Origin of the sequence: Nocardioides sp. NPDC058538 (assembly GCF_042719275.1) — a bacterium.
In the GTDB taxonomy this organism is placed as follows: domain Bacteria; phylum Actinomycetota; class Actinomycetes; order Propionibacteriales; family Nocardioidaceae; genus Nocardioides.
The window spans coordinates 15,476-41,511 of record NZ_JBHXNY010000011.1; the positions used below are offsets into that span (position 1 = coordinate 15,476).

Below are 26,036 nucleotides of genomic sequence, written 5' to 3' on the forward strand. Positions count from 1 at the left end.
GAGCTCAGCTGAGACGATGCTCGAGCTCCGCATGCCCCGCGGCCTCGAGCTGTTCGGAGAGCTGCAGCATGTTGCGTACGTCCTTGGCTGCCGCGTCCGGGTCCAGGGCCGCCCGTCCGGCGGCGATGACGCGGGAGAACGCGGCGGCGCGGAGGAGCACCACGGCGAAGTCGCTGCCGGCGATGCCGCGCAGCACCTCGTCGACCATCGCCTTGAGCTCCTGCGGGCCGGGAGGCTCCGCGACACCGGCAACGACCTGCGCGACCTGGGCCTTCGCCCGGCCGGCGTCGAACTCGCGCGCAGCGCCGACCGGGTCGGCGTAGACCCAGCTGCGGAGCAGGTAGAGCCGCCACAGGCAGCCGGCCAGCGACTCCGCCGGCGAGCTCGACCAGACCTCAGCGATCGTCTCGATGCCCTCGGACTCGGCGAGATGGAGGATCCGCTCGGCGACCGCGGGGTCGTCGCTGTCCCGCGCCCCGCGCACGAGCGCTGTCGCCGCCGCGTCGGCCGCCTCCTGCACCAGGGCAGGGTCGTCGCCCCCGAGGAGGGAGTCGAAGAAGCCGTCCCCGGGACGCATCGGCGAATGAAACTCTCTGGACATCGGATCGAGCGTAGCGGCCGCCGCACACATGTAACACGTCGTTCGTAGGACTACTCGCCCTATTGGAACGACCGGAAAGTCCTACGAACGACGTGTTACACCCCCGCAGGCGCTACCCCAGCAGCTTGCGGATCCGCGCGTCGGAGACCTTCTCGGCGGTGCCGAGATGCTGGGCCCACAGCTGGACGCGGTACTCCTCGAGCATCCACCGCACCTGCCGCAGCCGCGGTCCGGGCGGCCGGCCCTCGGCGAGCGCCTCGACCTGGTGCAGGTAGGCGTCCTGGAGAGACGCGATCCGGTCGTGGGTCGTCCGGTCGGCGCGCAGGTCGGCGTCGAGCTTGCGGCGGCGTTCGACGATGGCCTTCAGATAGGTCGGATACCGCCTGATCTGCTGGGCACCCGCCTCTGCGACGAACCCTCGGTGCACCAAGCGCGCCAGTTGGTCCTTCATGTCGGTCAGCGCCGGGAGCTGGAACATGTCGGCCCGCCCGGAGAGGGCCTTGTCGGTCTCGCGATAGGCCTCGAGCGCCCGCATCACGTCAGCCAGGACCGCGCGGACGGCCGCGACCAGGTCGGCCGGCGTGCCGGCGGCGGCCAGGACGGCGGCGTACGCCTCCTGCGTCCGCGGAAGCGGACGGGCATCGACCAGCTGCTGGACGACGGCGGCGCGGCAGTCCTCGACGAGCTCGGCGGCGCTCGGGTAGGGGGATCCGGCCAGCGCGAGCTTCTCCATGGTGGAGAGCCCGTCGACGACCTCCTTGCCCACATTCGGGAGAGCGAGGACCAGCAGCCGTACGACGCCGAGTCGATGACGCGCCTCGGCCTCCTCCGCGGATCCGGCGACGACGAGACCGACCGTCGTGCCCTCGTCGGAGAGGCACGGGAAGACCGTGACCTCATGACCGGCGCGCTTCTCGGTCACCGTGGTGGCGATGTCACCGAAGACCCAGCTCGTCTCGCCGGTGCGGGTGTGACCGGCCGACGCCGCGACCTCGGCGATGGCCGCCTTGAACTCCCCCTCGAGCGGCGCCTTGAGCGCGTCGAGGTCCTTGCCCTTCGCGGTCTCCTTGCCGTCCTCGCCGACGACCCGGTAGGTCGGGCGCAGGTGCTCGGGCACCTTGGTCCAGTCCCAGGCCTCGCGAGGGATGTGTACGCCCGCGGTCGAGCGCGCCCAGCGCTCCAGCGCGGTCAGCAGCGGCTCCTCCCCCGGCGGGGTCTCCTTCAGGAAGGCGCGCGCCTTGTCGGGGGCAGGCACGAAGCTGACCCGCAGCGGCTTGGGAAGCGACCGGATCAGCGCGGTCACCAGCTCTTCGCGCAGCCCCGGCACCAGCCAGGAGAAGTCCTCGGCGCCGACGCGGTTGAGCGTGGCGACGGGTACGTCGATCGTCAACCCGTCGTCGGCCGTCCCCGGCTCGAAATGGTAGCTGAGATCGAACGTCAACGGGCCTGCGTCCCAGGTGGCCGGGAAGTCGCTCTCGGTCACCTCTCCCGCGGCGTCGTTGGTGAGCATCGACAGCTCGAAGGTGAGCAGGTCGGGCGTCTCCCGCCGGGCCTGCTTCCACCACTGGTCGAAGTGGGCCCCGGAGACGATGGAGGCAGGCAGCCGGCGGTCGTAGAAGTCGAAGAGCGCGTGCTCGTCAACGACGATGTCGCGGCGCCGGGCGCGGTGCTCGAGCTCCTCGGCCTCCTCGACGAGCTTCGCGTTGTCGCGGAGGAAGCGGTGGTTCGTACGCCACTCCCCGTAGACCAGCGCATGCCGGATGAAGAGCTCGCGCGAGAGCTCGGGATCGATCTTGCCGAAGGCGACGGGGCGGTCGGCGACCAGCGGCACGCCGTAGAGGGTCACCTTCTCCCGCGCCATCACCGAGGCACGCTTCTGGGACCAGTGCGGCTCGGAGTAGGTGCGTTTGACCAGGTCACGGCCGAGGCTCTCGGCCCACTCGGGCTTGATCGAGGCGTTCTGCCGGGCCCAGAGCCGGGACGTCTCGACGAGCTCGGCGGACATCACGAACTGCGGGTTCTTCCGGTGCAGCGCCGACCCGGGGAAGATCGCGAACTTCGCACCTCGGGCGCCTTCGTACTCCCGCGGGCCGGGCCGCCGCTTCTCCCGCGCTCGCGCCGCGTCGGCCTTCGAGTCCCGCTCCTCGAGCGCCCCGATGTGGGAGAGCAGCCCGGAGAGCAGCGCCTGATGGATCCCGTCGGCGTCGTACGCCGCCCCCGCAGTATTCAGTCCAGTCTCGGCCGCGTCCTCGCCGGCTTCGATGACGTCGCGGTGTCCCTTGCCGAGATCGATCTTCATCTCCCGGCAGACCTGGCGCAGCTGCGACTCCAGGTCCTGCCACTCCCGGACGCGTACGTAGTGCAGGAACTCCCGCTTGCACAGCCGCCGGAACGCGCTGGAGGAGAGCTCGTGCTGCTGCTGCTTCAGGTAGCGCCACAGGTTGAGCCAGGTGAGGAAGTCGGAGGTCTCGTCCTTGAACCGCGCGTGCAGCTGGTCGGCCTGCGCCTGCTCCTTGGGGTGGTCCTGCCCCGGCCGCTCACGCGGGTCCTGGAGCGAGAGGGCGGCGGCGACGACGATGACGTCGCGTACGCACCCGAGCCGCTCGGCCTCGAGCACCATCCGGGCCAGTCGCGGGTCGATGGGCAGCCGGGCCAACCGGCGGCCCAGCTTGGTCAGCCGCTGCCCCCGCATCGCGCCGAGCTCCTCGAGAAGCTGTACGCCGGCGGTGATGTTGCGCCGGTCCGGCGCCTCCACGAACGGGAACCGGGCGATGTCCCCGAGCCCGAGGGAGGCCATCTGCAGGATGACCGAGGCCAGGTTGGTGCGGAGGATCTCGGGGTCGGTGAACTCCGGCCGCCCCTCGAAGTCCTCCTCGGAGTAGAGGCGGATCGCGATGCCCGCCTCGACCCGCCCCGTACGCCCCGACCGCTGGTTCGCCGAGGCCTGCGAGATCGGCTCGATGGGCAGCCGCTGGACCTTGGTGCGGGCGGAGTAGCGCGAGATGCGGGCGACACCGGTATCGACGACGTACTTGATCCCGGGGACCGTCAGCGACGTCTCGGCGACGTTGGTCGCGAGCACGATTCGGCGGCCGGTATGAGGCGAGAAGACGCGATGCTGGTCGGCGGCCGAGAGCCGCGAGAACAACGGGATGATCTCGACGAGACCAGTTGAGCGCCCCTTGTTCAGCCCCAGCCCATCCGACAACGCGTCGGCCGCGTCCCGGATCTCACGTTCGCCGGGAAGGAAGACGAGGACGTCACCCGGCCCCTCGGCCGAGAGCTCCTTGACCGCGTCGACGATGGCCTCGGTCTGGTCGCGGACGACCACCTCGCCCTCTTCGTCCTCCTCGGAGAGCTCCATCAGCGGCCGGTAGCGGACCTCGACCGGATAGGTGCGGCCGGAGACCTCGATGATCGGCGCCGGCTCACCGGTCCTCACATCGGAGAAGTGGGCCGCGAACCGCTCGGGGTCGATCGTCGCGGAGGTGATGATCAGCTTCAGGTCGGGTCGCCGCGGCAGCAGCCGGCGCAGATAGCCCAGCAGGAAGTCGATGTTGAGCGACCGCTCGTGGGCCTCGTCGATGATGATCGTGTCGTACTTGCGCAGGTCGCGGTCGCGCTGCAGCTCGGCGAGCAGGATGCCGTCGGTCATCAGCTTGATCCGCGAGGCGGCCGAGGACTTGTCCATGAACCGCACCTGATAGCCGACCAGGTCGCCGAGCGAGGTGCCGAGCTCGGAGGCGATCCGCTCGGCCACCGACCGGGCCGCGATCCGGCGCGGCTGGGTGTGCCCGATCAGTCCGGCGGACCCGCGCCCGAGCTCCAAGCAGATCTTGGGCAGCTGGGTCGTCTTTCCCGACCCGGTCTCACCGGCGACGATCACGACCTGATGGTCACGGATGGCCGCGGCGATGTCCTCGCGGCGCTGGGTGACCGGGAGCTCGGCAGGGTAGGTGATCGCGACGGAGGTGGCGGCGGGCTGGTCGGTCTCGGACATGAGGTCACCCATTCTCCCCCGGCGTACCCCTCGACCGCACATCGGTTTCTCGGGGAACCCCGCCCGCCGGATGGCGGGGGCAGCGGATGTGATTCCCGCCACAGGCCGGGTTCCGTCGACAACGGTCACGAGGGAGGCTGGGGGCACCCCCGACGAAGGAGTGGCCATGACCGAGACGACCACCAGCGAGATCTTCCCCGACACCCCCATCCGGCCGCCGTTCGATCCCGAGCTCGTACCGGTCCTCGAGGCGGTACGCCAGGGCATCCCGCCCTTCTCGGCCGAGATCCTCCCGCTGATACGGCAGCAGAGCGCCGATGGGTTCCCCGGCATGGAGCCGGCGGATCTGACCGTCGGCGGCGCAGTCAGGGTCGAGGAGCGGCAGGTTCCCGGCCCGGAGGGCGCCCCCGACATCACGCTGCTGATCCTGAGCCCGACCGTCGACGGGCCGCCGCGCCCGGTGATCTACCACATCCACGGCGGCGGCATGGTGATCGGAAATCGGGTGTTCGGCGTGGAGGCCTTCCTCCCGCACGTCGCAGACGGCACCGCCGTGGTCGCGTCGGTGGAGTACCGCCTCGCCCCGGAGCATCCCGACCCCGCGCCCGTGGAGGACTGCTACGCCGGCCTCGTCTGGACCGCGAAGAACGCCGCTGAGCTCGGCATCGACCCCGAGCACCTCATGATCGCGGGAGCCAGCGCCGGCGGCGGCCTCGCCGCGGGCACGGCGCTGCTCGCCCGCGACCGGTCCTTCCCGAAGCTGAGCCACCAGATCCTCATCTGCCCGATGCTCGACGACCGCTTCGAGACCCACAGCAGCCGGATGCTCGACGACGAGGGAGTCTGGGACCGCGAGGCCAACCTGTTCGGCTGGACAGCACTGCTCGGCGAACGCCGGGGTGGCCCCGAAGTCTCCCCGTACGCAGCGCCCGCGCGCGCCGAGGATCTCACCGGCCTTCCCCGTACATACATCGACACCGGCTCGACGGAGACGTTCCGCGACGAGACGCTGACCTATGCGCGCCGGCTCTCGGAGGCCGGCGTCAGCGTCGACCTCCACATGTGGGGCGGCGGGTTCCACGGGTTCGACATGATGGCCGGGCACGCCGCGGTCTCCCGTGCCTCGATCGCGACCCGTGACGAATTCATCCGCAGGGCACTCGAGGCCTGATCCGCTGGCTTGCTCGCCCTCCGTGGGCGAGAGTGGGCCAGGGAGGTTCAGGTGCGAGATCTGATCGGCAAGCTCGAGGTGGTCGACGACGACACGGCCAGTGCGCTGCGCGTCATCGACCACTTCGACCGGCTCGTGGACGAGCGGACGTCGACGGCTGCGGTGGTGCGCGCCGCGGCGGCGCTGGCCGGCTCCCCCGCAGGCCTCCATGACGCCGCGCGCGGCCTCGTCAAGCGGTTCGCGGCAGATGGCCGCGCGCTGACCGGCGAGGCCGAGGGCGGCTGGCACCACGAGCCGATCCCCGGCCAGCCCGGCTCCTGGCTGTGGCTCGAGCGCACCGGGGACGACGGCCCGCTCGACGCACTCATCCTCGAGCGGGCCGCCCGCGCCCTGCAGGCGCTCAGCACGGGCTCGTCCGATCCCTCGACGAGCGGGCTGGTCAGGATCGCGTGCGACCCCGACGCGACCGACGCCGACCGGCGGGACGCGGTCGCACGGCTCGGCCTGAGCGGCCCCGTCACGGTCGTGCTGAGCACCTCGGCCCACCTGCGGGCGACGCTGATCAGCACGGTCGGCGCCCTGGTCGTCGCGCTGCTTCCCGGCACGCCCACCATCCCGGAGGGCGTCCGTGCGGGCGTCGCCGTCGCCCCCGACCCGCTGCAGCTGCCGACCGCGCTGGAGCAGGCGCGTACGGCCCTCCGGCTGGCCGCCGACGCCGGCGGCCTCGCCCCTGCGATGGTCCGCTACGACGACCTCGGGGCACTTGCCGTCATCGCCGAGCGGATCAGCGCCGACGAGGCAGCGGCGGTGGGTGACGTACGACGTCTGGACGAGCTGCTCGCCGGCCATCCGTGGGTCGTGGAAACGCTCCACGCGGTGCTCGACCAGCCGAGCCTGAGGCAGTCGGCTGCGATGCTCCACGTGCACCATTCGACGCTGCAGGAGCGGCTGACCTGGCTGAGTGGTCAGCTCGGCTACTCACCCATCAAAGGACGGGGACGTCAGCGTGCGGCGGTCACGCTGCTGCTGTGGCGTGTGGCCCACGGCACCGCCCAGCAGGTCGTGGACGATCCGCACTAGGCGAGCCTTGGTGCGGGCACCTAGATTATGTCCCCATGACCGGGGAGCCGAGCGAGACCGAGGTCCAGGATGCGCTGCGCGCGCTCCGAGGAGAGGACGAGACCCTCAACGAGCGGTCTGTGCAGACCGCTCTCGACCTCCATCGGCTGCGCGACGCGCTGACCCGGTTCGGCGACGACGAGCCGTCCGGCGACACCAAACCGGCGCGGGACAGGTTCCGACTCTGAGTCGAAATCGGCCAATGGGTGGGACGCCGAGTTACGTAGGGGATTTCAAGAGGGTTACCGTTGCTGATCGTGACCGAATCTCTAACAGTGCGTGACAACCGCACCGGGGTGGAGTACGACATCCCGATCACCGACGGCACCATCCGCGCCGCCGACCTGGGGAAGATCAAGGCCGCTGACCCGGCCACCCAAGAAGAAGGTCCTGGCCTGGCCGTCTATGACCCCGGCTTCGTCAACACCGCTTCCTGCCGATCTTCCGTCACCTATATCGACGGTGACAAGGGCGTGCTCGAGTATCGGGGCTACCCCATCGAGCAGCTCGCCGAGAAGTCGAGCTTCCTGGAGGTCTCCTATCTCCTGGTTCACGGCGCGCTGCCGACCAAGGAGGAGTACGACGCGTGGGTGCACGAGATCACCTTCCACACGTTCGTGCACGAGAACATCAAGGAGTTCATGCAGGGCTTCCGCTATGACGCCCACCCGATGGGCATGCTCATGGCGTCGGTCGGTGCGATGTCGACGTTCTACCCGGACGCCGCGAACATCTCCGACCCTGACAACCGTCGCCTGCAGATCATCCGACTGATCGCCAAGATGCCGACGCTGGGCGCGTGGGCGTTCCGGCACGCGCAGGGCAAGCCGTACGTCTACCCGGACAACGACCTGTCCTACACCGGCAACTTCCTCTCCATGCTCTTCAAGATGAGCGAGAGCAAGTACGCCTCGGACGACCGCATCGAGAAGGCGCTCGACACGCTCTTCATCCTGCACGCCGACCACGAGCAGAACGCCTCGGCCAACGCCGTGCGCAGCGTGGGCTCGACCCAGGTCGACCCCTACTCCTCGGTGGCCGCCGGCGTCGGCGCCCTCTTCGGCCCGCTCCACGGTGGCGCCAACGAGGCTGTCCTCCGGATGCTGCGCCGCATCGGCAAGGTGGAGAACATCCCCGCCTTCATCGAGGGCGTCAAGGCCGGCAACGAGCGGCTGATGGGCTTCGGCCACCGGGTCTACAAGAACTACGACCCGCGCGCCACGATCATCAAGCAGCAGGCGCTCAACGTCTTCGAGGTGACGGGCACCAACCCGCTGCTCAACATCGCGATGGAGCTGGAGAAGATCGCGCTCGAGGACGAATACTTCGTCAAGCGCAAGCTCTACCCCAACGTCGACTTCTACTCCGGCCTGATCTACGAGGCCCTGGAGTTCCCGCCGGAGATGTTCACCGTGCTGTTCGCCATCGGGCGTACGCCGGGCTGGCTCTCCCAGTGGCTGGAGCTCGTCCAGGACAAGGAGCAGAAGATCGCCCGTCCGAAGCAGATCTACACCGGCGAGCGCGGACTCACCTTCGTCCCGCGCGACGTGCGCTGGAAGTGAGCGCTTAGCCAGGCTCTAGTCGGCGCAAAACCGCCCGGAGCGAAGCGAGGACGGATTTGCGCCGACTAGAGCCGAGCAACGCATAGGAGAGACATGGCTGACGTGGACGGGGTTGTCTGGGATTTCGGGAACGTCCTGATCCGCTGGGACCCGCTCCCGGCGATCGCGGCCGGAGTCGGGGACGCCGACGCCCGTGCATTCCTGGAGTCCTACGACTTCCGGTCGTGGAACCACGTCCAGGACGCCGGCCGGACCTGGGCCCAGGCACTCGCCGTCCTCGAGGGCGACGCGCCCCAGTGGCTCAGCGCCGGAGCGGCGTACGTCGACAATTTCCCGCTCTCCCTGCTGGGCCCGGTCCCCGGCACCCATGAGCTGGTCCGCGAGCTCGCCGCGGCCGGCTTCCCCCAGCTCGGACTGACCAACTGGTCGGCCGAGCTCTATCCGCATGCTCCGGCGACGTACGACGTGATCGAGCTGCTCGGCGACGTCGTCGTCTCCGGTGAGGTGCGCCTGGCCAAGCCCGACCCGGCGATCTACCAGCTCGTCGCCGAGCGCGCCGGGATGCCGCTGGACCGGCTGGTGTTCATCGACGACAGCGCCGCCAACGTGGCCGCCGCCGCGGCGCTGGGCATGCACGCGATCCAGTTCACCGGGGCCGAGCAGCTCCGCAAGGACCTGGTCGCGCTCGGCCTACCGGTCTAGAGGACCTGGTCGGGCGCGCGCTCCAGACGGCGCACGCCCGCGAAGGAGATCGACATCAGGGCGCTGCCGGAGATCACCGCGGCGACCACGAGCAGCCAGGTGTCGAAGCCCACCGCGACGGCGACCGGGCCGACGAGCGCGAGCCCGAGGGGGCGGGCGACGAACGAGCCGACGATGTCGAAGGAGTAGACCCGGGAGAGCTTCTCCTCGGGGATCTCCTGCTGGATCGCGATCTGCCAGAAGATGTCGAAGACCTGCAGGCCGAACCCGTGCAGGAACGCGCCGAGGAGGATCGGCCAGAGCGTGTCGGAGACCGCCATCGAGATCGGGAAGAGGCCGGTCATCGCGAGGAAGAACACACCGACGGAGAGCAGCCTGCGCGGGCGGAACCTCAGACAGAACAGGCCGCCGACGAAGAAGCCCGCCATCAGGGCGGCGAGCGCGAAGCCCCACGACGCCCGGCCGATGCCCTCGCCGACCACGATCGGGCCGAGCACGCTGTGCGCTCCCGACCAGAACAGGTGGTAGAGCAGCGCCTGCAGGATCAAGAACCACAGCCACGAGTGCCGCATCACCTCGCGGAAGCCCTCGGCGAGGTCGCCGAGCATCGACGCCTTGTGGGGCGGGCGCTCGTGGGGCACTCGCATGCCGGCGTAGGCGACAGCGGCGATGGCGAAGGTGAGCGCGTCGACCATGATCGCCCAGCCTGATCCCACCGCGGCGACGAGCACACCGCCGAGGGCGTAGCCGATGGTCGAGGCGGTGGTCTGGAGCAGCGACCGGAGCGAGACGGCGGCACCGAGATCCTCTGCGGGCACGACGACCTTGGTCATCGCCATCGCGGAGGGCTGGTTGAGCGCGGCGACGATGCCCGCGAGACCGCCCATCACCGCGATCGACGGGATCGTCGCCACCCCGAGGATCACCGTCGCCGCCAAGGCGCCGGCCACGACAGCGCTGATCGCCGCCGTGCCCTCCATCATCAGCTTGCGAGAGACCCGGTCGCCGAGCACTCCCCCGGCCAGCGTGGTGACCACCTGGCAGGTCGCGAAGATCGCCTCCACGATGCCCAGCTGCGTGACGGTCCCACCGAGGTCGAGCACCGCGAACGCCAGCGCGACCGGCGTGATCGCGTTGCCCAGCGACGAGGCCGCCGTCCCGGTCACGAGGCGGCGGAAGTTGCGATGCCTCAACGGTGAACGGCGCCCGGTCGGCGGTTCGGTGGTGGTCGCGGTCATGCCGGAAAGGTACTTCGCCAACGAATTATTCGCCAACGAATTATCTCTGTCCGAAGCGTTAGGATCGACTCATGCCCGAGATGCGACACTCCTCTGACCCGCTCGAAGGCAGCCCCACCCAGATCGGAGTCGGTGTCGGCAGCGGCCCGGAGAGCATCATCCTGACGCCCGAGGCGCTCACGGAGGACGAAGCCGACCGTCACGTGGCCCGCTGGCGTGACCACTGGATCGACGTCGACTTCGACGACGAGATCGAGGCCATCACGGTCCGGATCGGAACCATCGCGAAGTTCTTCAACGATGCTCGCGCGGCGGCGGCCAGCGAGGTCGGGCTGGCCGACTTCGAGTACAAGACGCTCCACATGCTGATGATCCGCGACACCCCCGGCCACGCCTCGCCCACGGCACTCGCGAAGGACCTCGACATCAGTCCGGCCGGAATGACGGGACGGCTCGACAGCATGGAGAAGGCCGGGTGGGTGCGGCGTACAGCATCGATGGATGACCGTCGCAAGATCAGCGTCGAGGCGACGAAGGCCGGGATCGAGATCTGGCGCCGGGCGATGGACCTGCGCGGCGAGGCCGAGACCAGACTGCTGGAGACGCTGAGCCCGGAGCGGCGTACGGAGCTCGCGGCTCTGCTCAAGCAGGTCACCCTGCGGATCGAGGCCGAGTAGGTCCTGAGACATCTCTTCGAGACCGCATAGCCCCGTCTCAGCCCGTTCACAGGGACGCTGGCCACACTCGAAGACATGACCGAACTCCCTCCTCAGCAGCCGAGTGGGACTCCGCCGCAGTGGACTCCCCCGGCCCCGGCCGGCCCCACTCAGCCTCCCGCCGGCCCGTTCGCGCCCCCGCCGGCGCAGACCTCCGTCATGCCCGCCGTGCCCGGAACCCCGGGTGCTCCCGGTGCTCCCATCAAGAAGCGCGCCGCGGGCCGCACCGGGCTCGTCGCGGCGGTCCTCGCCGGTGCTCTGGTCGCTGGTGGCGCCGCCGGCATCGGTGGCGCGGCCGTCTACGGCGCCCTCAACGGTGAGGACAGCATCGGCGGGGCGAACACCCCGGCCAACTCTCAGGTCGTCGACGCGAAGGCCCCCGAGGGCAGCATCGAGAAGGTCTCGGCCAAGGTGCTCCCCTCCGTCGTGAAGATCGAGGTCACCTCGCAGCAGGGCTCCGGCTCGGGCTCCGGGGTCGTCATCTCCTCCGACGGCACGATCCTGACCAACAACCACGTGGTCGAGCTCGCTGCCAACGGTGGCACGGTGACCGTCGACTTCAACGACGGTACGTCGGCCTCCGCCGAGGTCCTCGGCACCGACCCGCTCACCGACACCGCCGTGATCAAGACGAAGGGCGTCTCCGGCCTGACGCCGATCACCATCGGCAAGTCGTCCAACCTCACCGTCGGCCAGAGCGTCGTGGCGATCGGCTCCCCGTTCGGGCTCGACTCCACGGTGACCACCGGCATCGTCAGCGCGCTCGACCGCCCGGTCAACGTCGGCGTCGACCAGAGCGGCGCGGCCACCGTCTACCCCGCGGTGCAGACCGACGCGGCGATCAACCCGGGCAACTCCGGTGGCGCGCTCGTCGACCTCAACGGCAACCTCGTCGGCATCAACGCCTCGATCCGCTCCGGCGGCGGCGCGACCAGCGAGGACGCGGGCTCCATCGGCATCGGGTTCGCCATCCCGATCGACGAGATCCGCCCGATCGTCGACCAGCTCGAGAAGGGCGAGCAGGCCACCCACGCGCAGTTCGGCATCTCGGTCTCGGACGCCCCCGCGGCCCAGAACGGCCAGACCTCGGTCACCGGGGCCCAGGTCCAGGAGGTCGGCGAGGGCAGCACCGCCAAGAAGGCGGGCCTCGAGAAGGGCGACATCATCACCAAGGTCGACGACCACGTCATCACCGGATCGGACTCCCTCGTCGCCACCGTCCGCTCCTACCGCCCGGACGACGAGGTCGAGGTGAGCTGGTCGCGCAACGGCGAGGAGCAGACCGCGAAGGTCACCCTGGACTCCGACGCCTCCTGATCTCCCCGCGAGACGCTGGGGCCCGCAGGGCACCAGCGTCGCGGGGTGCCAAACGCCCGAGCGCCTCATCCCCGTCACTGACCGGGATGAGGCGCTCTCGTGCTCAGGAGACCTGCTTCTGGACGCTGCACAGCCACTCGACCGGCTCGAAGCCCATGGCCTCGTTGACCGCGATCATGTGGGCGTTGACCTCGGCGTTGTAGGTCGACAGGGTCGGCACCTCCGGCCGCTCGGCCTGAAGCAGCCGGAGATTGGCGACCTTGACCGCCAGCCCGAGCCGGTGCCCCCGGTGAGCCCCCTCGACCAGGGTGCCCCACTGATAGCTGTTGCCGTCCAGGCTCGAGTAGCCGATCACCGTGTAGGCGACCACCCGACCGTCGGCGTCCAGCGCCACCGAGTGGTAGAGGGTCCGCTGCTGGGCCGCGACCAGCGCCTCGGTCTCGCGCACCTTCGCCACGTCGGGCTCGGGCGCCTCGATGTCCAGGTCGCCGGTCGGTGCCTCGGTCTCCAGGCTGGCGTCGAGCACCGCCCAGCTCTCCACGATGTCGTCGGGCACCCGGCCGACCCAGGAGCGCAGCGTGTAGTCGCCATGCTTCTCGGCGGCCTCCGCCGCCAGCCGGTCGAGGACGTGGTCCGGCACCGGGAGCCGCAGCAGTCGGCGTACCTCCACCAGGGCGGACGCATAGCCTCGCGCGATCCCGAAGTCCCGTCCCGGCGATCCCTCGCCACCGGACCCGAGCGACCAGGGCCACCAGACCTCACCCGTCAACGACGTACGCCCCTGAGCGCGTGCCTCCGCCTCGACATGGTCGAGCAGACCGGTGCCATGGCCCCGTCGCCGGTGGGCCGGCAGCACGGCGACCACGAGTGTCGCCCGGTGGAGGTTGTCGAGCAGCGGCATGGCCATCCAGGCGGCGGCGACCGCCGTGTCGCCGACACGACCGACGTAGGCGCGACGGTCGGTCTTCTCGGTCTGCTGCCGCAGCTCGACGCGCTGCTCCTCACGCGCCCACAGATCCGCGTCGGGGCCACGTACGTCGAGCCACGACGCGGTCATCACGTCGAACCACGCGTCGAAGGCGTCGTCGTCGAACGGGTCGACGCGCTCGATCACCAGCTCACTCATCGGGACCTCTCCACTCTCGTCTCGTCCCAGACCGGCTCCGGGGACTCATAGACATCACCGTTGGCGCCGTAGACCAGGAACCGGTCGAAGCCACGGGCGAACCAGCGGTCGTGGGTGACCGCGACGACGGTGCCCTCGAACGACTCCAGCCCGGCCTCAAGCGCCTCGGCGGACTGGACGTCGAGGTTGTCGGTCGGCTCGTCGAGCAGCAGCAACGTGGCACCCGAAAGCTCGAGCAGAAGGATCTGGAAGCGTGCCTGCTGTCCGCCCGAGAGCGAGTCGAAGGACTGCTCCGCGGCGTGCGCGAGCTCGTAGCGGTCGAGCACCCGCGAGGCGGCCTCGCGCCCCATCCCCGCGCGCCCACGCCCGTCAGGCGTGGCCTCACCGCGGTGCAGGATGTCGAGCAGCGTACGCCCCACCAGCTCCGGATGGGCATGGGTCTGCACGAACCAGCCCGGCCGTACTCGGGCGCCGAGCTTGGCCTTCCCACGGTGGTGGACCGGCTCGATGGGGGTGTCCTCGACCGGGCGGTGCTCCACGTCCGGGTCGGTGCCACCGCGGGCGAGCAGCCGCAGAAAGTGGGACTTGCCGGAGCCGTTGGAGCCGAGCACGGCAACCCGCTCGCCGTACCAGACCTCCAGGTCGAACGGGCTCATCAGTCCGGTGAGCTCGAGCGCCTCGCAGACCACCGCCCGCTTGCCGGTGCGCCCGCCGCGCAGCCGCATCTGCACCGCCTGCTCTCGTGGCTGCTCGACGGGCGGCCCGGCCTCCTCGAACTTCCGGAGCCGTGTCTGGGCCGCCCGGTACTGGCTGGACATCCCGTCGTTGTACTCCGACTTGACCTTCAGCCGCAGGACCAGCGCCTTGATCTTGGCGTGCTCCTCGTCCCAGCGACGGCGCAGCTCCTCGAACCGCAGGAACCGGTCTTTGCGGGCCTCGTGGTAGGAGGCGAACCCACCAGGATGCGTCCACGCGCTGTTGCCGGCGCCGGACGCGCCGAGCTCGACCGTGACCACCCTGGTCGCGGTGTTGTCCAGCAGCTCACGGTCGTGACTGACGTAGAGGATCGTCTTCGGAGACTCCCGGATGCGCTGCTCCAGCCAGATCTTGCCGGGCACGTCGAGGAAGTTGTCCGGCTCGTCGAGCAACAGCACCTCGTCGGGGCCGCGCAACAGGAATTCGAGCACCAGCCGCTTCTGCTCACCGCCGGACAGGGTGTCCAGGGAGCGGTAGCGGGCGCGGTCGTAGGGCACCCCGAGCCCGGCCATGGTGCACACGTCCCAGACGACCTCGATGTCGTAGCCGCCGGCGTCGGCGTACTCAGCCAGCGCGGTCGCGTAGCGCATCTGCAACCGCTCGTCCTCCGACGACATCAGCTCCAGCTCGCACGCCTCCACCGCAGCTGCCGCCTCGCGCACCCGCGCGGGCGCCACCGAGAGCAGCAGCTCACCGACGGTCGAGGAGCCCTTGCCGACCATCTGCCGCATCACCCCGAGGCCGCCCGAGCGCACGACGGACCCCGTCGTCGGGGTCAGCTCGCCGGTGACGATCCTCAGCAGCGTCGTCTTCCCGGCGCCGTTGGCGCCGACCAGCGCGACCTTGGCGCCCTCGCCCACCCGGAAGGAGACGTCATCGAGCAGCACTCGTCCGTCAGGCAGCTGGAAACTCACTCCAGCAACGTCCACATGTCCCACAGCCATCCAGTCTGGCATCCGTGTCGAATGGTTATTACCGGCCGTCTTCGATCCAGCGGTCCCATCAGTAGAACGTGACGCTCGACACATTTTGGCTATTAGCGATATGACTGTCGCCATGCCTCCGCTCGACAGCCAGATCGCTGACCTGCTCACCCTCTTCGCCAAGGGCCAGCCCCTGGAGTCCTTCGACCCGCCGACTGCACGAGCGCTCTACCGTGCGTTGGGCGAAGGCGTCCCACTTCCACCGGTCGGATCGGTCGAGAGCGCGGTGATCCCAGGGCCGGCCGGCGACCTGGACGTACGCATCTACCGGCCCACCACGCAGGGGCCGCTGCCCACGATCGTGATGTTCCACGGCGGCGGCTGGGTGGTCGGCGACCTCGACACCCACGAGGACCAGGCGCGCAACCTCTCCACGATCTGCGACGCCGTGGTCGTCGCGGTCGACTACCGACTCGCCCCCGAGCACCGGTTCCCCGCCGCCTACGACGATGCGGTGGCAGCGGCTCGCTGGGTCAGCGACAACGCCGCGACGCTGGGTGGTGACGGCCGGGTCGCGGTTGCCGGCGACAGTGCGGGCGGCAACCTGTCGGCCGTGGTCGCCCAGGTCTTCCGCGACGAGGGTCGCGAACTCGCCGGCCAGCTGTTGATCTACCCGGGGACCGACATGACCAGCGGCTACCCGTCCTATGCGGAGAACGGCCACGGCTACTTCCTCGAGCTGCCGACGATGAAGTGGTTCTCCGACAACTACGTGGGCGACGCCGATCGCGCCGACCCGCGGCTGAGCCCGATCAAGGGCAACCTGGAGGGCCTGGCACCGGCGGTCGTGGTGACCGCGGAGTTCGACCCGCTGCGCGACGAGGGCATCGCGTACGCCAAGGCGCTGGAGAGCTTCGGGGTCCCGACGACCTACCACCACTGCGACGGTCTCATCCACGGCTTCTTCGCCATGGGCCACGTCTCGCAGGCGGCACAGCTCGCGATCGAGGAGACGTGTGCGCTGTTCAGGACCGTGCTCCACGGGTGAGCCAAGCCACACCGTCAAACCAGGGTTATTCCTGATGACCGTCGATTGACGATGGTCCAGACTGGCCGCATGCCGATTGCTGCCCAGGTGCGTCCCCGTCTATGGGCGATGACGCGACCGCTGACCGAGCGTGTCCGCAAGCTTGCCCTGCAGTTCGCGATGCGGGGCAAGGAGTCGCCGATCCCCGACGTCACCACGCTGCGCAAGATCCCCGAGCACCTGACCTTCCCGCTGCGCCGTGACGGCGTCGACCCGGTGCCGCTGCTCGCCGAGAGCCGCGAGCAGGCGCCGGTCACCAAGCTCGGCTCGGTGCTCGGCCTCGACATCGTGCTGGTCACCGGGCACGCCGAGTCCAAGCACGTCCTGGCCGACAAGAACGCCTACTCCAACGACATGCGTCACCTGCTCGGCACCCGCAAGCGCACCGACGCCGAGGGCATCGGTGGCCTCGGCATGACCGATCCGCCCGACCACACCAAGCTCCGCGGTCTGCTGACCCCGGAGTTCACGATGCGCCGCCTCGGCCGCCTCAACGAGATGATCGACCGGATCGTCACCGACGCCCTCGACGACATGGAGGCCCACGGCCCCGAGGTCGACCTGGTCCACCACTTCGGCTTCGAGATCCCGTTCCGGGTGATCTGTGAGCTGCTGGGCATGCCCGAGGACGTACGCGACGAGTTCCACAAGCTCGGCATGGCGCGCTTCGACCTGTCCGAGGGCGGCGCCGGCGCCTTCGGTGCCGCCACCGAGACCAGGACGTTCCTCATCGAGCAGGTCCGCCAGCAGCGCGCCACCCCCGGCGACGGCATGATCGGCGAGATCATCCGTAACAAGGGCTCGGAGTACGACGACGTCGAGCTCGGCGGTCTCGCCGACGGCGTCTTCCTCGGCGGCTACGAGACCTCCGCCTCGATGCTCTCCATGGGCGCCTACGTCCTGATGCAGAACCCCGAGGCGTACGAGATCCTGCGCTCCGGCGAGAAGGCCGAGGTCGACAAGGTCGTCGACGAGCTGCTCCGCTACCTGTGCCCGGTGCAGCTCGCGTTCCCGCGGTTCGCCCGCGAGGACCACGACCTCTTCGGCCTGCCGGTCAAGAAGGGCGCCGTCGTCCTGGTCAGCCTCACCGGCGCCAACCGCGACCCCGCGGTGGTGCCCAACCCGGAGCAGTTCGACCTCCGCAACGCCGACACCATGCACTTCGCCTTCGGCCACGGCATGCACCGCTGCGTCGGCGCCGAGCTGGCCCGCATGGAGCTCCGCGCCGCCCTCACCGGCCTGGCCCGCCGCTTCCCCGACCTGGCCATGGCCACCGACGACCCCGGCGACCTCGGCTGGCGCGACCTCTCCGTCGTCTACAGCCTCGACCGCCTCCCCGTCCGCCTGGCCAAGGAATCCATCGCGGTCTGAAGCCCAAGCGACTGGATCCATCAGCTGTCCGGATCCTCTCCCTCACGCGTCCAGGCGACAGCGGCACCGGCCCCTGGTGCGAAGGCCAGAAGAATCACGGTGAGGGCCGGGTCGACGGCAGCTGCCGGGTACGAGAGCGCAAGGCATCCCAACGTCACCAAACCGCTCAGCCCGGGCAGTCCGAACAACCTCGTCAGCACGAGACCGCCGCCGGCCACGACCATCACAATGGCGATGATCACCCACCCAAGCCGGGCGAACGGGTCGCCCCAGCCCTCGCAGTTCAACACCCATCGCCAAATCGGCCACGCCGCCACGGCCAGAGCCACCGCGACGATCCAGGCTGCGTACGAAAGAAGGATGGCGCCATACCAAGTGGGGTCTGATCTGCTCATGCGCAGAGGGTGGCCGACCGGCCTGAGTCCGCGCATGAGCACAGGTACTCAGTTCCCCAGCAGCCGGGTAGTCGGGGATCAAACAGTCGGTCTACCTGGGAGTAACCGACCGATTGATCCCCGACTACCCGGGGCACGCCCAGCAGTTGGCCCGGCCGTCCCAGACGTCGGCGGGTTGCTCCAGATCTCGTCGTACGTGCTCTCCGGTTCGATCTTCGGCGGGCACCGCCGCCTGATCTCTCAGCCGTTCCCGCGCTGAGGCGCGGGCTCCTCACTGATCGCCACGGCGATCCAGGGCGCCAGGACGTACGCCGGGATCGCCAGCAGCGGCAGGCTCGTCATCGGGGTCGCGATGATCACGAACGCGGCTCCGGTACAGAACCGGCCGAGCCCGGAGCGCATGCTCAGGTACGCCCCGACCACCGGCCCGATCAGCCCCACGACGACCATCACCGGCACGCTCATCAGCCGCGACAGCTCGATCCCGGAGCTCGTGACGGCAAGGTAGACAGGCAGCACCGTCACCAGGCTCAACAGCGCGGCGACGCCCCAGGCCTTGTAGGAGCGGGCCAGGCGCTGGCGGTTCGTCAGCGCGGGGGTCGTCATCGCGGGACTGGTCATGGACGGAGTCTGGCAGCGCACCCAGCGCGACCGGCCGCGAGACGCGCGAGACGGCGGAAACCGGCATCTGGACCGTTCAGGAGCGACGGGCCTCCAGGACACGGAAGCCCTTGGCACTGCCGATGCGGGTGGTGGGATAACCCTGGTCGGTGATCCAGCGCTGCAGCGAGTCGCCACCGAGGTTCTTGCCGACGACCATGACCGCTCGGCCATCGGGGGCGAGGCGCGGGAGCCAGGTGAGCAGGAGTTCGTGGAGGGCCGGCTTGCCGATCCGGATCGGCGGGTTGCTCCAGATCTCGTCGTACGTAGTCTCCGGGTCGATCTCGGCGGGCACCGCGGCGCGATACCGATCACCCAGACCCAGCTTCGCCGCGTTCTCGTTGGCCAGCAGGACCGCACGCTCGTTGACGTCGACCCCGGTGACGTACGCCTCCGGCACCGCGAGGCCCAGCGCGAGCCCGATCATGCCGTAGCCGCAGCCGAGGTCGAGGACTCGCGCGCCGGGCTTCAGCGAGGGCGGCTCGGTCTCCTTGAACAGCACCGAGGTGCCGATGTCGAGGCGTCCCTTGGCGAAGACGCCCGATCCCGAGACCAGCGAGAGATCCATGTCCCACACGGTCGTCGAGACGGGGATCCGTTCGAAGGGCACCGACGGGTCGGCGGAGAAGTAGTGCTCGTCATCGGTCCCGGTCAAGCTCGCTCGCCTCTCTGCGATTCATGGTGCGTTGGTGCTGGGCCGCCAGCAGCTCGTCGGGCGGATAGGCGACCTCTTCGAGGGTCAGACCGTTGGCCGGCGCGATCGGGATCGACGAGGACCGCGAGCGCGAGGCCAGCGCCTCCTTGGCCCAGCTGACGTCCTTGCGGCCCTCCCCGATCACCATCAGGCACCCGACCAGCGAGCGCACCATGGAGTGGCAGAAGGCGTCGGCGAGCACGGTCGCCTCGATGATCCCGTCGGGGCGCCGGTCCCAGGTGAGCTGGCGCAGATCGCGGATCGTGGTCGCGCCCTCCCGCGGCTTGCAGAAGGAGGCGAAGTCGTTGAGCCCGACGAGGTCGGCGGAGGCGACATTCATCAGCGACAGGTCGAGCGGCCGCGTCCGGTAGAGCACGTGCCCACGCTGCAGCGGGTCGACGTACGCCGGGTCATCCACGATCCGGTAGACGTAGCGTCGCCACAGCGCCGAGAACCGGGCGTTGAAGCCCACCGGCGCCTCGACTGCGGCACGAACGCGCAGGTCGGCGGGGAGGATCCCGTTCAAGCGCCGCACCAGCGAGTCGAGCGGCGACTGCTCCGACCGTCCCCGTGAGGACTCGAGCACCTCGGCGTCGATGTCGAAGTGGGCGACCTGTCCGCGGGCGTGCACACCCGAGTCCGTACGCCCGGCGACCGTCACCCACACCTGGGACCGCTCCCCTGGCGCCGGCATCCGCAACGCGGTCGCCAGCGCGGCCTGGAGCTCTCCCTGGACCGTACGCAGCCCCGGCTGGGTCGCCCAGCCGTGGAACATGGTGCCGTCGTAGGCGAGGTCGATCCTGATGCGCACGGGCCCATTCTCGCAGCGACCGCGTCGTTTGCCAGACTCGGCGCATGCGCTACGTGATCTTCGGAGCAGGAGCGGTCGGCGGCGTCGTGGGCGGCCTGCTGCACAGGGCAGGGATCGAGGTCACCCTGGTGGCCCGCGGCGAGCACCTCCGCGCGATCCAGGACCTCGGCCTCAGCCTCGACACCCCCGACGGCGTGCTGACCCTCGACGTACCCGCCGTCGGCGACGCCGGCGACGTCGTCTGGACCGAGGACACCGTCGTGCTCCTCAGCGTCAAGGGCCAGCAGACCGAGGCCGCGCTCGAGGACCTGGCGGCATACGCCCCGCCGGGCACGCCGGTTGTCTCCCTGCAGAACGGCGTCGCGAACGAGCCGCGGATCCTGCGGCGGTTCGCCCGGACGTACGCCATCCACGTCATCCTTCCCGCCACCTTCCTGACCCCGGGCGCAGTCGTCCAGGACTCCGGCAACAAGCCCGGCGTCCTGGACATCGGCCGCTACCCCGCCGGCGTCGACGAAGTCACCACGGCGATCGCGAACGACCTGGTCAAGGCGGGGTTTCTGAGCGAGCCGCGCGCCGACATCATGGCCTGGAAGCACCGCAAGCTCCTCAACAACCTCGGCAACGGCGTCAACGCCGCGATCGCCCCCGGCCCCAGCGACCAGGAGATCTACGCCCGATGTCTGGCCGAGGCGGAGACCGCCCTCGCCGTCGCCGGCATCGACGTCGTGACCGCCGACCAGGACCGGGCCCGGCGTGCCGGCCACATCACCGGCCGCGGCCATGCCAACAACAGCTCGACCTGGCAGAGCCTTACCCGCGGCACCGGCGTCGAGATCGACTACCTCTCCGGCGAGATCGTGCTGCTCGGTCGCCTCCACGGCATCCCGACGCCCGCCAACGAGGCCATCCAGCGTGCGGTCCACGACATCGCCCGCACCGGCGCCGAGCCCGGCACTCTCGACGGCACCGCGTTCCTCACGAGCCTGTGACGGTCCGGCTCGGAATAGGGGTGGTCAGGTAGGCCGCGGCTCCGGCAGGCTGCCTGCCATGAGCTACGCCGCGCCGCCTCCCCCACCGCCGCCCCCGACGCCGCTGCCACCGACCCACACCACGGGGCCCGCCCCTCGATCGACCATGGGCGCCACCATCGCCGTGATCGTCGCCGTGCTGATCCTGCAGATCGCGATCGCCCTGATCGGCTTCGCCCTGACGTACTTCCTCGGCGGCACGATCGCCAGCATGTCCATCTCCAACATCGTGACCATCGTGCTCAACGCGCTGCTGTACGCCGTGGTCGCAGGTGGCGCCGCGTACATCGCCCGCACCCCGACCGGCCGGCTCCTCGGCATCGTGCTGCCGATGCTCTCCTGGCTGTTGAGCACGGTGTTCTGGTACGGGTTCATCCGGCTGCTGGACTTCTACAACCCAGCCGTCATCGGCTTTCTCGCACCACTGTTCCTCATGCTGGTGCTGGCTGGCTGGGGGTGTGCTGCCTGGGCCGGTCACCGTTGGCTGTTCGGACTGCCCATCACCTACGTGCTGCTCATCGTGGTGCAGGTGCCGCTGTCGCTCGCGCTAGCGCCGGCCATGTCGCTCGACAACATCGCCGCTGCGCAGCTGCTCTCGGCCCTCTCGACCGTCGCGACGACCGTTGTGATGGTGGCCGGCGGCGTCGTCTGCTGGCTGCTCGCCCGGACCGAGCAGACCGCCGGGCACTGACAGTCGGGAGATGACAGTGGCCCGTCACCCTCGCGGGTGACGGGCCACAGTTCAGAACCAGATCAGGCCTTGGCCTCGTCCGTGGTGGTCTCCTCAGCGGGAGCCTCCTCGGCAGCAGCCTCGGTCTCGACGACCTCGGTCTCGTCGGCGGCGGTCTCCTCGACCGGGGCCTCCTCGACGGGGGCCTCAACCGGAGCCGCGGCAGCCGGAGCAGCCTTGGTCTTCGGCTCGTAGGCCTCGTTGACGAGCTCGATCACAGCCATCGGAGCGTTGTCGCCCTTGCGGGGACCGATCTTGGTGATCCGGGTGTAACCACCCGGACGCTCCGCGAACTGCTCGGCGATCTCGGTGAAGAGGGTGTGCACGACGGACTTGTCGCGGATGGTCTTGAGGACCTCGCGACGGTTGTGCAGGTCACCCTTCTTGGCCTTGGTGATCAGCTTCTCCGCGACGGGGCGGAGGTGCCGAGCCTTGGCCTCGGTGGTGGTGATGCGGCCGTTCTCGAACAGCGCGGTGGCGAGGTTCGAGAGGATCAGCTTCTGGTGCGCGGGCGAACCGCCGAAACGGGCACCCTTCTTCGGGGTAGGCATCGTGCCTGCTCCTTCTCTCCGGCCGTATCAGGTACCGGGGTAGACGCCCCTCACGGGGCGGTTTGGTGGAAACTCAGTACTGCTCGTCCTCGACGAACGCGTCGTCGTCATCGTCGCCGTAGGCGGCGAGGGCCGCGGACGGGTCGAAGCCCGGAGCGCTGTCCTTGAGGGACAGACCCATCTCGTGCAGCTTCAGCTTGACCTCGTCGATCGACTTGGCGCCGAAGTTGCGGATGTCGAGCAGGTCCTGCTCCGAGCGCGAGATGAGCTCACCCACGGTGTGGATGCCCTCACGCTTGAGGCAGTTGTAGGAACGGACGGTCAGCTGCAGGTCCTCGACCGGGAGGGCGAGGTCGGCGGCGAGCTGCTCGTCGACCGGCGACGGGCCGATGTCGATGCCCTCGGCGTCGACGTTCAGCTCGCGGGCCAGGCCGAAGAGCTCGACCAGGGTCTTACCGGCCGAGGCGATCGCGTCACGGGGAGCGATCGACGGCTTGGTCTCGACGTCGATGACGAGCTTGTCGAAGTCGGTGCGCTGCTCGACACGAGTGGCCTCGACCTTGTAACTGACCTTTAGGACCGGCGAGTAGATCGAGTCGACCGGGATACGGCCGATCTCGTTCTCGGCGCCCTTGTTCTGGACGGCGGAGACGTAGCCACGGCCACGCTCGACGACGAGCTCGAGCTCGATCTTGCCCTTGTCGGACAGCGTCGCGATCTTCAGGTCGGGGTTGTGCACCTCGACACCGGCCGGCGGCGCGATGTCGGCGGCGGTGACGTCACCGGCACCGGACTTGCGCAGGTACATGGTGACGGGCTCGTCGTGCTCGGAGGAGACGACCAGACCCTTGAGGTTGAGGATGATCTCGGTGACATCTTCCTTGACGCCCTCGATGGTCGAGAACTCGTGGAGGACGCCGTCGATCTTGATCGAGGTGACCGAAGCACCGGGGATCGAGGAGAGCAGGGTGCGGCGAAGAGAGTTGCCCAGCGTGTAACCGAAGCCCGGCTCGAGGGGCTCGATCACGAAGCGGGAGCGGAACTCCTCGACGGACTCTTCCGACAGGGTGGGGCGCTGTGCGATAAGCACTGATTTGTCCTTTCCGGGCCGACCGCTATTTGACGGACCCGAACTTCAAGGGGTGATGACGGAAGGCTGTGGGGGCGGCAAGGCCCCGGCGTACCTCTTTTATGAAGTTTGAACGCCGGGGACTCACCGTGGTTACTGCGTGGGTCTGATCAGAGCTTCGAGTAGTACTCGACGATCAGCTGCTCCTGGACCGGGACGTCGATCTGAGCCCGGACGGGGAGCTGGTGAACCAGGATGCGCATCCGGTTCGGGACAGCCTCGAGCCAGGCCGGGACGACGCGCTCGCCGTGGGTCTCGCGAGCCACGATGAACGGGGTCATCTCCAGCGACTTCTCGCGAACGTCGATGACGTCGTGAGCCGAGACCTGGAACGAAGGCACGTTGACCTTCTTGCCGTTGACCAGGAAGTGGCCGTGAACGACCAGCTGGCGGGCCTGGCGGCGGGTGCGGGCGAAGCCGGCACGGTAGACGACGTTGTCCAGGCGGCCCTCGAGGAGCACCAGGAGGTTGTCGCCGGTCTTGCCACCGCGACGGTGGGCCTCGGCGTAGTAGGAAGCGAACTGCTTCTCCATCACGCCGTAGGTGAAGCGAGCCTTCTGCTTCTCACGAAGCTGGAGGAGGTACTCGCTCTCCTTGATGCGGCCGCGGCCGTGCTGGCCGGGAGGGTAGGGGCGCTTCTCGAACGCCGCGTCGTTGCCGACAAGGTCGACACCGAGACGGCGCGACTTGCGGGTCATGGGTCCGGTGTAACGGGCCATTACTCTTCAGTCTCCTTCTATGTCTCGGTGGGGATCAAACGCGGCGGCGCTTGGGCGGACGGCAACCATTGTGCGGAGCCGGCGTGACGTCCTGGATGGTGCCGACCTCGAGGCCGATCGCACCCAGGGAGCGGATCGCGGTCTCGCGGCCCGAGCCCGGGCCCTTCACGAAGACGTCGATCTTCTTCATGCCGTGGTCCATCGCGCGGCGGCCAGCGGCCTCGGCGGCCATCTGCGCGGCGAACGGGGTGGACTTACGCGAGCCCTTGAAACCGACGGTGCCGGCCGAGGCCCACGAGATCACCGCACCGGTCGGGTCGGTGATCGTGACGATCGTGTTGTTGAACGTGCTCTTGATGTGGGCCTCGCCCTGAGCGACGTTCTTCTTCTCCTTGCGACGAACCTTCGTCGCACCCTGTCGGGTCTTCGGAGGCATGCATTAACTCCTGTGTTGGCTGGTCTGTGAGATCGAGGCGAAGGCCGGATCAACGCTGCCCGGAAAAGTCCGGTACAGGCGTCGGATCACTTGGCCTTCTTCTTGCCGGCGACGGTGCGCTTCGGGCCCTTGCGGGTGCGCGCGTTGGTCTTGGTGCGCTGACCGCGGACCGGAAGGCCCTGACGGTGGCGGCGACCCTGGTAGCTGCCGATCTCGATCTTGCGACGGATGTCAGCCTGGACCTCACGACGGAGGTCACCCTCGGTCTGGATGCCCTGGGCTTCGATCTCGTCACGGAGCTTGACCAGCTCGTCCTCAGCCAGAGCGTGCACCCGGGTGTTCGGGTTGACGCCGGTGGCCTCGAGGAGCTTCTGCGAGGTGGTACGGCCGATGCCGTAGATGTAGGTGAGAGCGATCTCCACGCGCTTGTCGCGCGGAAGGTCAACACCTTGGAGGCGTGCCATTGTGTTCCTTACGTTTCGACAGAGGTGTCGGTCGGGTCGCGCCCCGGGGTGGCACCCTCGGGCTCCGGCCTCTGCTCCGGAGGTGACTTCGGACTCCAGAAATCTGGTTCAGCGTCCTAGCGACTCGATGCGAATATTCAGTTGTTGCTGCGAGCTGGGCTCAGCCCTGACGCTGCTTGTGACGCGGGTTCTCGCAGATCACCATGACGCGGCCGTGGCGACGGATCACCTTGCACTTGTCACAGATCTTCTTCACGCTCGGGTTGACCTTCATGTCAGCCCTTTCTTGATCGTCGGCTGGTTACTTGTACCGGTAGACGATCCGACCGCGCGTCAGGTCGTAGGGAGACAGCTCCACCACCACGCGGTCCTCAGGAAGGATCCGGATGTAGTGCTGTCGCATCTTGCCGCTGATGTGGGCGAGAACCTTGTGTCCGTTGCTCAGCTCCACACGGAACATGGCGTTGGGGAGGGCCTCCACTACGGTGCCCTCGATCTCGATCACGCCTTCTTTCTTCGGCATGCCCTCTGCAATCTGTTGGTCGGTCATCTACCGTTCAAACCACGGATCGGATGACCCGCGGGCGGTCCGGGAACCTCTCCGAGAACTCGGAGTGGACCTCGTGAAGCCATCTGCATGTCTCACCCGCGAGCGCACAGAAGCGCGCTGACCGGGCAGCCGCGAGGCACGACGAGACAGACCCACGTTGGACCGACTACCAAGCCT

Annotated in this window: 27 protein-coding genes; 11 read left to right on the top strand and 16 right to left on the bottom strand. The window is 69.0% G+C overall.

Going from position 1 to position 26,036, the window contains the following annotated elements; translation table 11 throughout:
• Positions 1 to 4: 4 nt before the first annotated feature.
• Together ACFWQC_RS12345 and hrpA are read right to left on the bottom strand one after the other, a co-directional pair.
• Entirely contained in the window at positions 5 to 601 is a 597-nt protein-coding gene (locus ACFWQC_RS12345) for a hypothetical protein (RefSeq protein WP_378677770.1), read from the bottom strand.
• A gap of 112 nt (positions 602 to 713) precedes the next feature.
• A complete protein-coding gene (gene hrpA / locus ACFWQC_RS12350; RefSeq protein WP_378677773.1) occupies positions 714 to 4,601 on the bottom strand; it encodes an ATP-dependent RNA helicase HrpA in 3,888 nt (1,295 codons plus the stop codon).
• A gap of 166 nt (positions 4,602 to 4,767) precedes the next feature.
• On the opposite strand from hrpA, the gene ACFWQC_RS12355 reads away from it, so the two are divergent.
• From ACFWQC_RS12355 to ACFWQC_RS12375, 5 genes are all read left to right on the top strand, one after another.
• Positions 4,768 to 5,772, top strand: coding sequence for an alpha/beta hydrolase (locus ACFWQC_RS12355; protein ID WP_378677776.1), 1,005 nt, complete (start codon positions 4,768 to 4,770; stop codon positions 5,770 to 5,772).
• A gap of 51 nt (positions 5,773 to 5,823) precedes the next feature.
• The gene (locus ACFWQC_RS12360) at positions 5,824 to 6,852 is read left to right on the top strand and encodes a helix-turn-helix domain-containing protein (protein ID WP_378677779.1); all 1,029 of its coding nucleotides are present in this window, start codon (positions 5,824 to 5,826) and stop codon (positions 6,850 to 6,852) included.
• Positions 6,853 to 6,887: 35 nt separating this feature from the next.
• Complete coding sequence (locus tag ACFWQC_RS12365) at positions 6,888 to 7,079, top strand: hypothetical protein (RefSeq protein ID WP_378677782.1); 192 nt, start codon at positions 6,888 to 6,890, stop codon at positions 7,077 to 7,079.
• Positions 7,080 to 7,148: 69 nt separating this feature from the next.
• Positions 7,149 to 8,453 carry a citrate synthase gene (locus ACFWQC_RS12370; protein ID WP_378677784.1) on the top strand — a complete coding sequence of 435 codons (1,305 nt, stop codon included), beginning with the start codon at positions 7,149 to 7,151 and terminating at the stop codon, positions 8,451 to 8,453.
• Positions 8,454 to 8,546: 93 nt separating this feature from the next.
• Positions 8,547 to 9,155 carry an HAD-IA family hydrolase gene (locus tag ACFWQC_RS12375; RefSeq protein ID WP_378677787.1) on the top strand — a complete coding sequence of 203 codons (609 nt, stop codon included), beginning with the start codon at positions 8,547 to 8,549 and terminating at the stop codon, positions 9,153 to 9,155.
• Here the strand turns inward: ACFWQC_RS12375 and ACFWQC_RS12380 are convergent.
• Complete coding sequence (locus ACFWQC_RS12380; RefSeq protein ID WP_378677790.1) at positions 9,152 to 10,393, bottom strand: MFS transporter; 1,242 nt, start codon at positions 10,391 to 10,393, stop codon at positions 9,152 to 9,154. The genes ACFWQC_RS12375 and ACFWQC_RS12380 overlap by 4 nt on opposite strands.
• A gap of 71 nt (positions 10,394 to 10,464) precedes the next feature.
• On the opposite strand from ACFWQC_RS12380, the gene ACFWQC_RS12385 reads away from it, so the two are divergent.
• Both ACFWQC_RS12385 and ACFWQC_RS12390 read left to right on the top strand, forming a co-directional pair.
• Positions 10,465 to 11,070 (top strand): MarR family winged helix-turn-helix transcriptional regulator, encoded by a 606-nt coding sequence (locus ACFWQC_RS12385; RefSeq protein WP_378677793.1) that lies wholly within the window; start codon positions 10,465 to 10,467, stop codon positions 11,068 to 11,070.
• Positions 11,071 to 11,145: 75 nt separating this feature from the next.
• Positions 11,146 to 12,426, top strand: a complete 1,281-nt coding sequence (locus ACFWQC_RS12390) for a S1C family serine protease (RefSeq protein WP_378677796.1) — start codon at positions 11,146 to 11,148, stop codon at positions 12,424 to 12,426.
• A gap of 103 nt (positions 12,427 to 12,529) precedes the next feature.
• On the opposite strand, the gene ACFWQC_RS12395 is transcribed toward ACFWQC_RS12390, so the two are convergent.
• Both ACFWQC_RS12395 and ACFWQC_RS12400 read right to left on the bottom strand, forming a co-directional pair.
• Complete coding sequence (locus ACFWQC_RS12395) at positions 12,530 to 13,552, bottom strand: GNAT family N-acetyltransferase (RefSeq protein ID WP_378677799.1); 1,023 nt, start codon at positions 13,550 to 13,552, stop codon at positions 12,530 to 12,532.
• Positions 13,549 to 15,246: an ABC-F family ATP-binding cassette domain-containing protein gene (locus ACFWQC_RS12400; RefSeq protein WP_378677802.1), complete on the bottom strand. Its 1,698-nt coding sequence runs from the start codon at positions 15,244 to 15,246 to the stop codon at positions 13,549 to 13,551. Before ACFWQC_RS12400 ends, ACFWQC_RS12395 begins: the two co-directional genes overlap by 4 nt.
• A 118-nt stretch (positions 15,247 to 15,364) precedes the next feature.
• On the opposite strand from ACFWQC_RS12400, the gene ACFWQC_RS12405 reads away from it, so the two are divergent.
• Together ACFWQC_RS12405 and ACFWQC_RS12410 are read left to right on the top strand one after the other, a co-directional pair.
• Positions 15,365 to 16,279 (top strand): alpha/beta hydrolase, encoded by a 915-nt coding sequence (locus tag ACFWQC_RS12405; protein WP_378677805.1) that lies wholly within the window; start codon positions 15,365 to 15,367, stop codon positions 16,277 to 16,279.
• A 69-nt stretch (positions 16,280 to 16,348) separates the two neighbouring features.
• Positions 16,349 to 17,689 carry a cytochrome P450 gene (locus ACFWQC_RS12410; protein ID WP_378677808.1) on the top strand — a complete coding sequence of 447 codons (1,341 nt, stop codon included), beginning with the start codon at positions 16,349 to 16,351 and terminating at the stop codon, positions 17,687 to 17,689.
• Between the two features lie 20 nt (positions 17,690 to 17,709).
• Here ACFWQC_RS12410 and ACFWQC_RS12415 read toward each other — a convergent pair whose 3' ends face one another.
• The 4 genes from ACFWQC_RS12415 to truA all read right to left on the bottom strand — a co-directional run bounded on the left by ACFWQC_RS12415 (position 17,710) and on the right by truA (position 20,249).
• Positions 17,710 to 18,084 (bottom strand): hypothetical protein, encoded by a 375-nt coding sequence (locus ACFWQC_RS12415; protein ID WP_378677811.1) that lies wholly within the window; start codon positions 18,082 to 18,084, stop codon positions 17,710 to 17,712.
• A gap of 240 nt (positions 18,085 to 18,324) precedes the next feature.
• Positions 18,325 to 18,705 (bottom strand): hypothetical protein, encoded by a 381-nt coding sequence (locus ACFWQC_RS12420; protein WP_378677814.1) that lies wholly within the window; start codon positions 18,703 to 18,705, stop codon positions 18,325 to 18,327.
• Between the two features lie 76 nt (positions 18,706 to 18,781).
• Positions 18,782 to 19,399, bottom strand: a complete 618-nt coding sequence (locus ACFWQC_RS12425; RefSeq protein ID WP_378677817.1) for a class I SAM-dependent methyltransferase — start codon at positions 19,397 to 19,399, stop codon at positions 18,782 to 18,784.
• A complete protein-coding gene (gene truA, locus ACFWQC_RS12430) occupies positions 19,383 to 20,249 on the bottom strand; it encodes a tRNA pseudouridine(38-40) synthase TruA (RefSeq protein ID WP_378677820.1) in 867 nt (288 codons plus the stop codon). The genes ACFWQC_RS12425 and truA overlap by 17 nt, the downstream gene beginning before the upstream one ends.
• A 44-nt stretch (positions 20,250 to 20,293) precedes the next feature.
• Between truA and ACFWQC_RS12435 the strand changes: the two genes are divergently transcribed.
• Together ACFWQC_RS12435 and ACFWQC_RS12440 are read left to right on the top strand one after the other, a co-directional pair.
• Entirely contained in the window at positions 20,294 to 21,241 is a 948-nt protein-coding gene (locus tag ACFWQC_RS12435; protein WP_378677823.1) for a ketopantoate reductase family protein, read from the top strand.
• A 58-nt stretch (positions 21,242 to 21,299) separates the two neighbouring features.
• A complete protein-coding gene (locus tag ACFWQC_RS12440) occupies positions 21,300 to 21,971 on the top strand; it encodes a hypothetical protein (RefSeq protein ID WP_378677826.1) in 672 nt (223 codons plus the stop codon).
• Between the two features lie 62 nt (positions 21,972 to 22,033).
• On the opposite strand, the gene rplQ is transcribed toward ACFWQC_RS12440, so the two are convergent.
• The 7 genes from rplQ to infA form a co-directional block, all read right to left on the bottom strand.
• Positions 22,034 to 22,561: a 50S ribosomal protein L17 gene (rplQ, locus tag ACFWQC_RS12445; protein ID WP_357354735.1), complete on the bottom strand. Its 528-nt coding sequence runs from the start codon at positions 22,559 to 22,561 to the stop codon at positions 22,034 to 22,036.
• Between the two features lie 73 nt (positions 22,562 to 22,634).
• Complete coding sequence (locus ACFWQC_RS12450; RefSeq protein WP_008361061.1) at positions 22,635 to 23,651, bottom strand: DNA-directed RNA polymerase subunit alpha; 1,017 nt, start codon at positions 23,649 to 23,651, stop codon at positions 22,635 to 22,637.
• Between the two features lie 149 nt (positions 23,652 to 23,800).
• A complete protein-coding gene (rpsD, locus tag ACFWQC_RS12455; protein WP_141806200.1) occupies positions 23,801 to 24,409 on the bottom strand; it encodes a 30S ribosomal protein S4 in 609 nt (202 codons plus the stop codon).
• A 34-nt stretch (positions 24,410 to 24,443) separates the two neighbouring features.
• Positions 24,444 to 24,845 (bottom strand): 30S ribosomal protein S11, encoded by a 402-nt coding sequence (gene rpsK, locus ACFWQC_RS12460; RefSeq protein ID WP_091052417.1) that lies wholly within the window; start codon positions 24,843 to 24,845, stop codon positions 24,444 to 24,446.
• Between the two features lie 86 nt (positions 24,846 to 24,931).
• The gene (gene rpsM, locus ACFWQC_RS12465) at positions 24,932 to 25,309 is read right to left on the bottom strand and encodes a 30S ribosomal protein S13 (RefSeq protein ID WP_008361056.1); all 378 of its coding nucleotides are present in this window, start codon (positions 25,307 to 25,309) and stop codon (positions 24,932 to 24,934) included.
• 160 nt (positions 25,310 to 25,469) lie between these two features.
• Positions 25,470 to 25,583, bottom strand: a complete 114-nt coding sequence (gene rpmJ / locus ACFWQC_RS12470) for a 50S ribosomal protein L36 (RefSeq protein WP_008361054.1) — start codon at positions 25,581 to 25,583, stop codon at positions 25,470 to 25,472.
• 27 nt (positions 25,584 to 25,610) lie between these two features.
• Complete coding sequence (gene infA / locus ACFWQC_RS12475) at positions 25,611 to 25,832, bottom strand: translation initiation factor IF-1 (protein WP_011757309.1); 222 nt, start codon at positions 25,830 to 25,832, stop codon at positions 25,611 to 25,613.
• Between the last annotated feature and the right edge of the window lie 204 nt (positions 25,833 to 26,036).

What these genes read in the sequence shown, in the direction of transcription:
- ACFWQC_RS12405 (WP_378677805.1), top strand. Translation starts at nt 15,365, where the DNA reads ATGCCTCCGCTCGACAGCCAGATCGCTGACCTGCTCACCCTCTTCGCC.
- ACFWQC_RS12345 (WP_378677770.1), bottom strand. Translation starts at nt 601, where the DNA reads ATGTCCAGAGAGTTTCATTCGCCGATGCGTCCCGGGGACGGCTTCTTC.
- ACFWQC_RS12395 (WP_378677799.1), bottom strand. Translation starts at nt 13,552, where the DNA reads ATGAGTGAGCTGGTGATCGAGCGCGTCGACCCGTTCGACGACGACGCC.
- ACFWQC_RS12375 (WP_378677787.1), top strand. Translation starts at nt 8,547, where the DNA reads ATGGCTGACGTGGACGGGGTTGTCTGGGATTTCGGGAACGTCCTGATC.
- hrpA (WP_378677773.1), bottom strand. Translation starts at nt 4,601, where the DNA reads ATGTCCGAGACCGACCAGCCCGCCGCCACCTCCGTCGCGATCACCTAC.
- rpsD (WP_141806200.1), bottom strand. Translation starts at nt 24,409, where the DNA reads ATGGCCCGTTACACCGGACCCATGACCCGCAAGTCGCGCCGTCTCGGT.
- ACFWQC_RS12355 (WP_378677776.1), top strand. Translation starts at nt 4,768, where the DNA reads ATGACCGAGACGACCACCAGCGAGATCTTCCCCGACACCCCCATCCGG.
- ACFWQC_RS12420 (WP_378677814.1), bottom strand. Translation starts at nt 18,705, where the DNA reads ATGACCAGTCCCGCGATGACGACCCCCGCGCTGACGAACCGCCAGCGC.
- ACFWQC_RS12415 (WP_378677811.1), bottom strand. Translation starts at nt 18,084, where the DNA reads ATGAGCAGATCAGACCCCACTTGGTATGGCGCCATCCTTCTTTCGTAC.
- ACFWQC_RS12435 (WP_378677823.1), top strand. Translation starts at nt 20,294, where the DNA reads ATGCGCTACGTGATCTTCGGAGCAGGAGCGGTCGGCGGCGTCGTGGGC.
- rpsM (WP_008361056.1), bottom strand. Translation starts at nt 25,309, where the DNA reads ATGGCACGCCTCCAAGGTGTTGACCTTCCGCGCGACAAGCGCGTGGAG.
- rpsK (WP_091052417.1), bottom strand. Translation starts at nt 24,845, where the DNA reads ATGCCTCCGAAGACCCGACAGGGTGCGACGAAGGTTCGTCGCAAGGAG.
- infA (WP_011757309.1), bottom strand. Translation starts at nt 25,832, where the DNA reads ATGCCGAAGAAAGAAGGCGTGATCGAGATCGAGGGCACCGTAGTGGAG.
- rpmJ (WP_008361054.1), bottom strand. Translation starts at nt 25,583, where the DNA reads ATGAAGGTCAACCCGAGCGTGAAGAAGATCTGTGACAAGTGCAAGGTG.
- ACFWQC_RS12440 (WP_378677826.1), top strand. Translation starts at nt 21,300, where the DNA reads ATGAGCTACGCCGCGCCGCCTCCCCCACCGCCGCCCCCGACGCCGCTG.
- ACFWQC_RS12385 (WP_378677793.1), top strand. Translation starts at nt 10,465, where the DNA reads ATGCCCGAGATGCGACACTCCTCTGACCCGCTCGAAGGCAGCCCCACC.
- ACFWQC_RS12365 (WP_378677782.1), top strand. Translation starts at nt 6,888, where the DNA reads ATGACCGGGGAGCCGAGCGAGACCGAGGTCCAGGATGCGCTGCGCGCG.
- ACFWQC_RS12390 (WP_378677796.1), top strand. Translation starts at nt 11,146, where the DNA reads ATGACCGAACTCCCTCCTCAGCAGCCGAGTGGGACTCCGCCGCAGTGG.
- ACFWQC_RS12380 (WP_378677790.1), bottom strand. Translation starts at nt 10,393, where the DNA reads ATGACCGCGACCACCACCGAACCGCCGACCGGGCGCCGTTCACCGTTG.
- rplQ (WP_357354735.1), bottom strand. Translation starts at nt 22,561, where the DNA reads ATGCCTACCCCGAAGAAGGGTGCCCGTTTCGGCGGTTCGCCCGCGCAC.
- ACFWQC_RS12410 (WP_378677808.1), top strand. Translation starts at nt 16,349, where the DNA reads ATGCCGATTGCTGCCCAGGTGCGTCCCCGTCTATGGGCGATGACGCGA.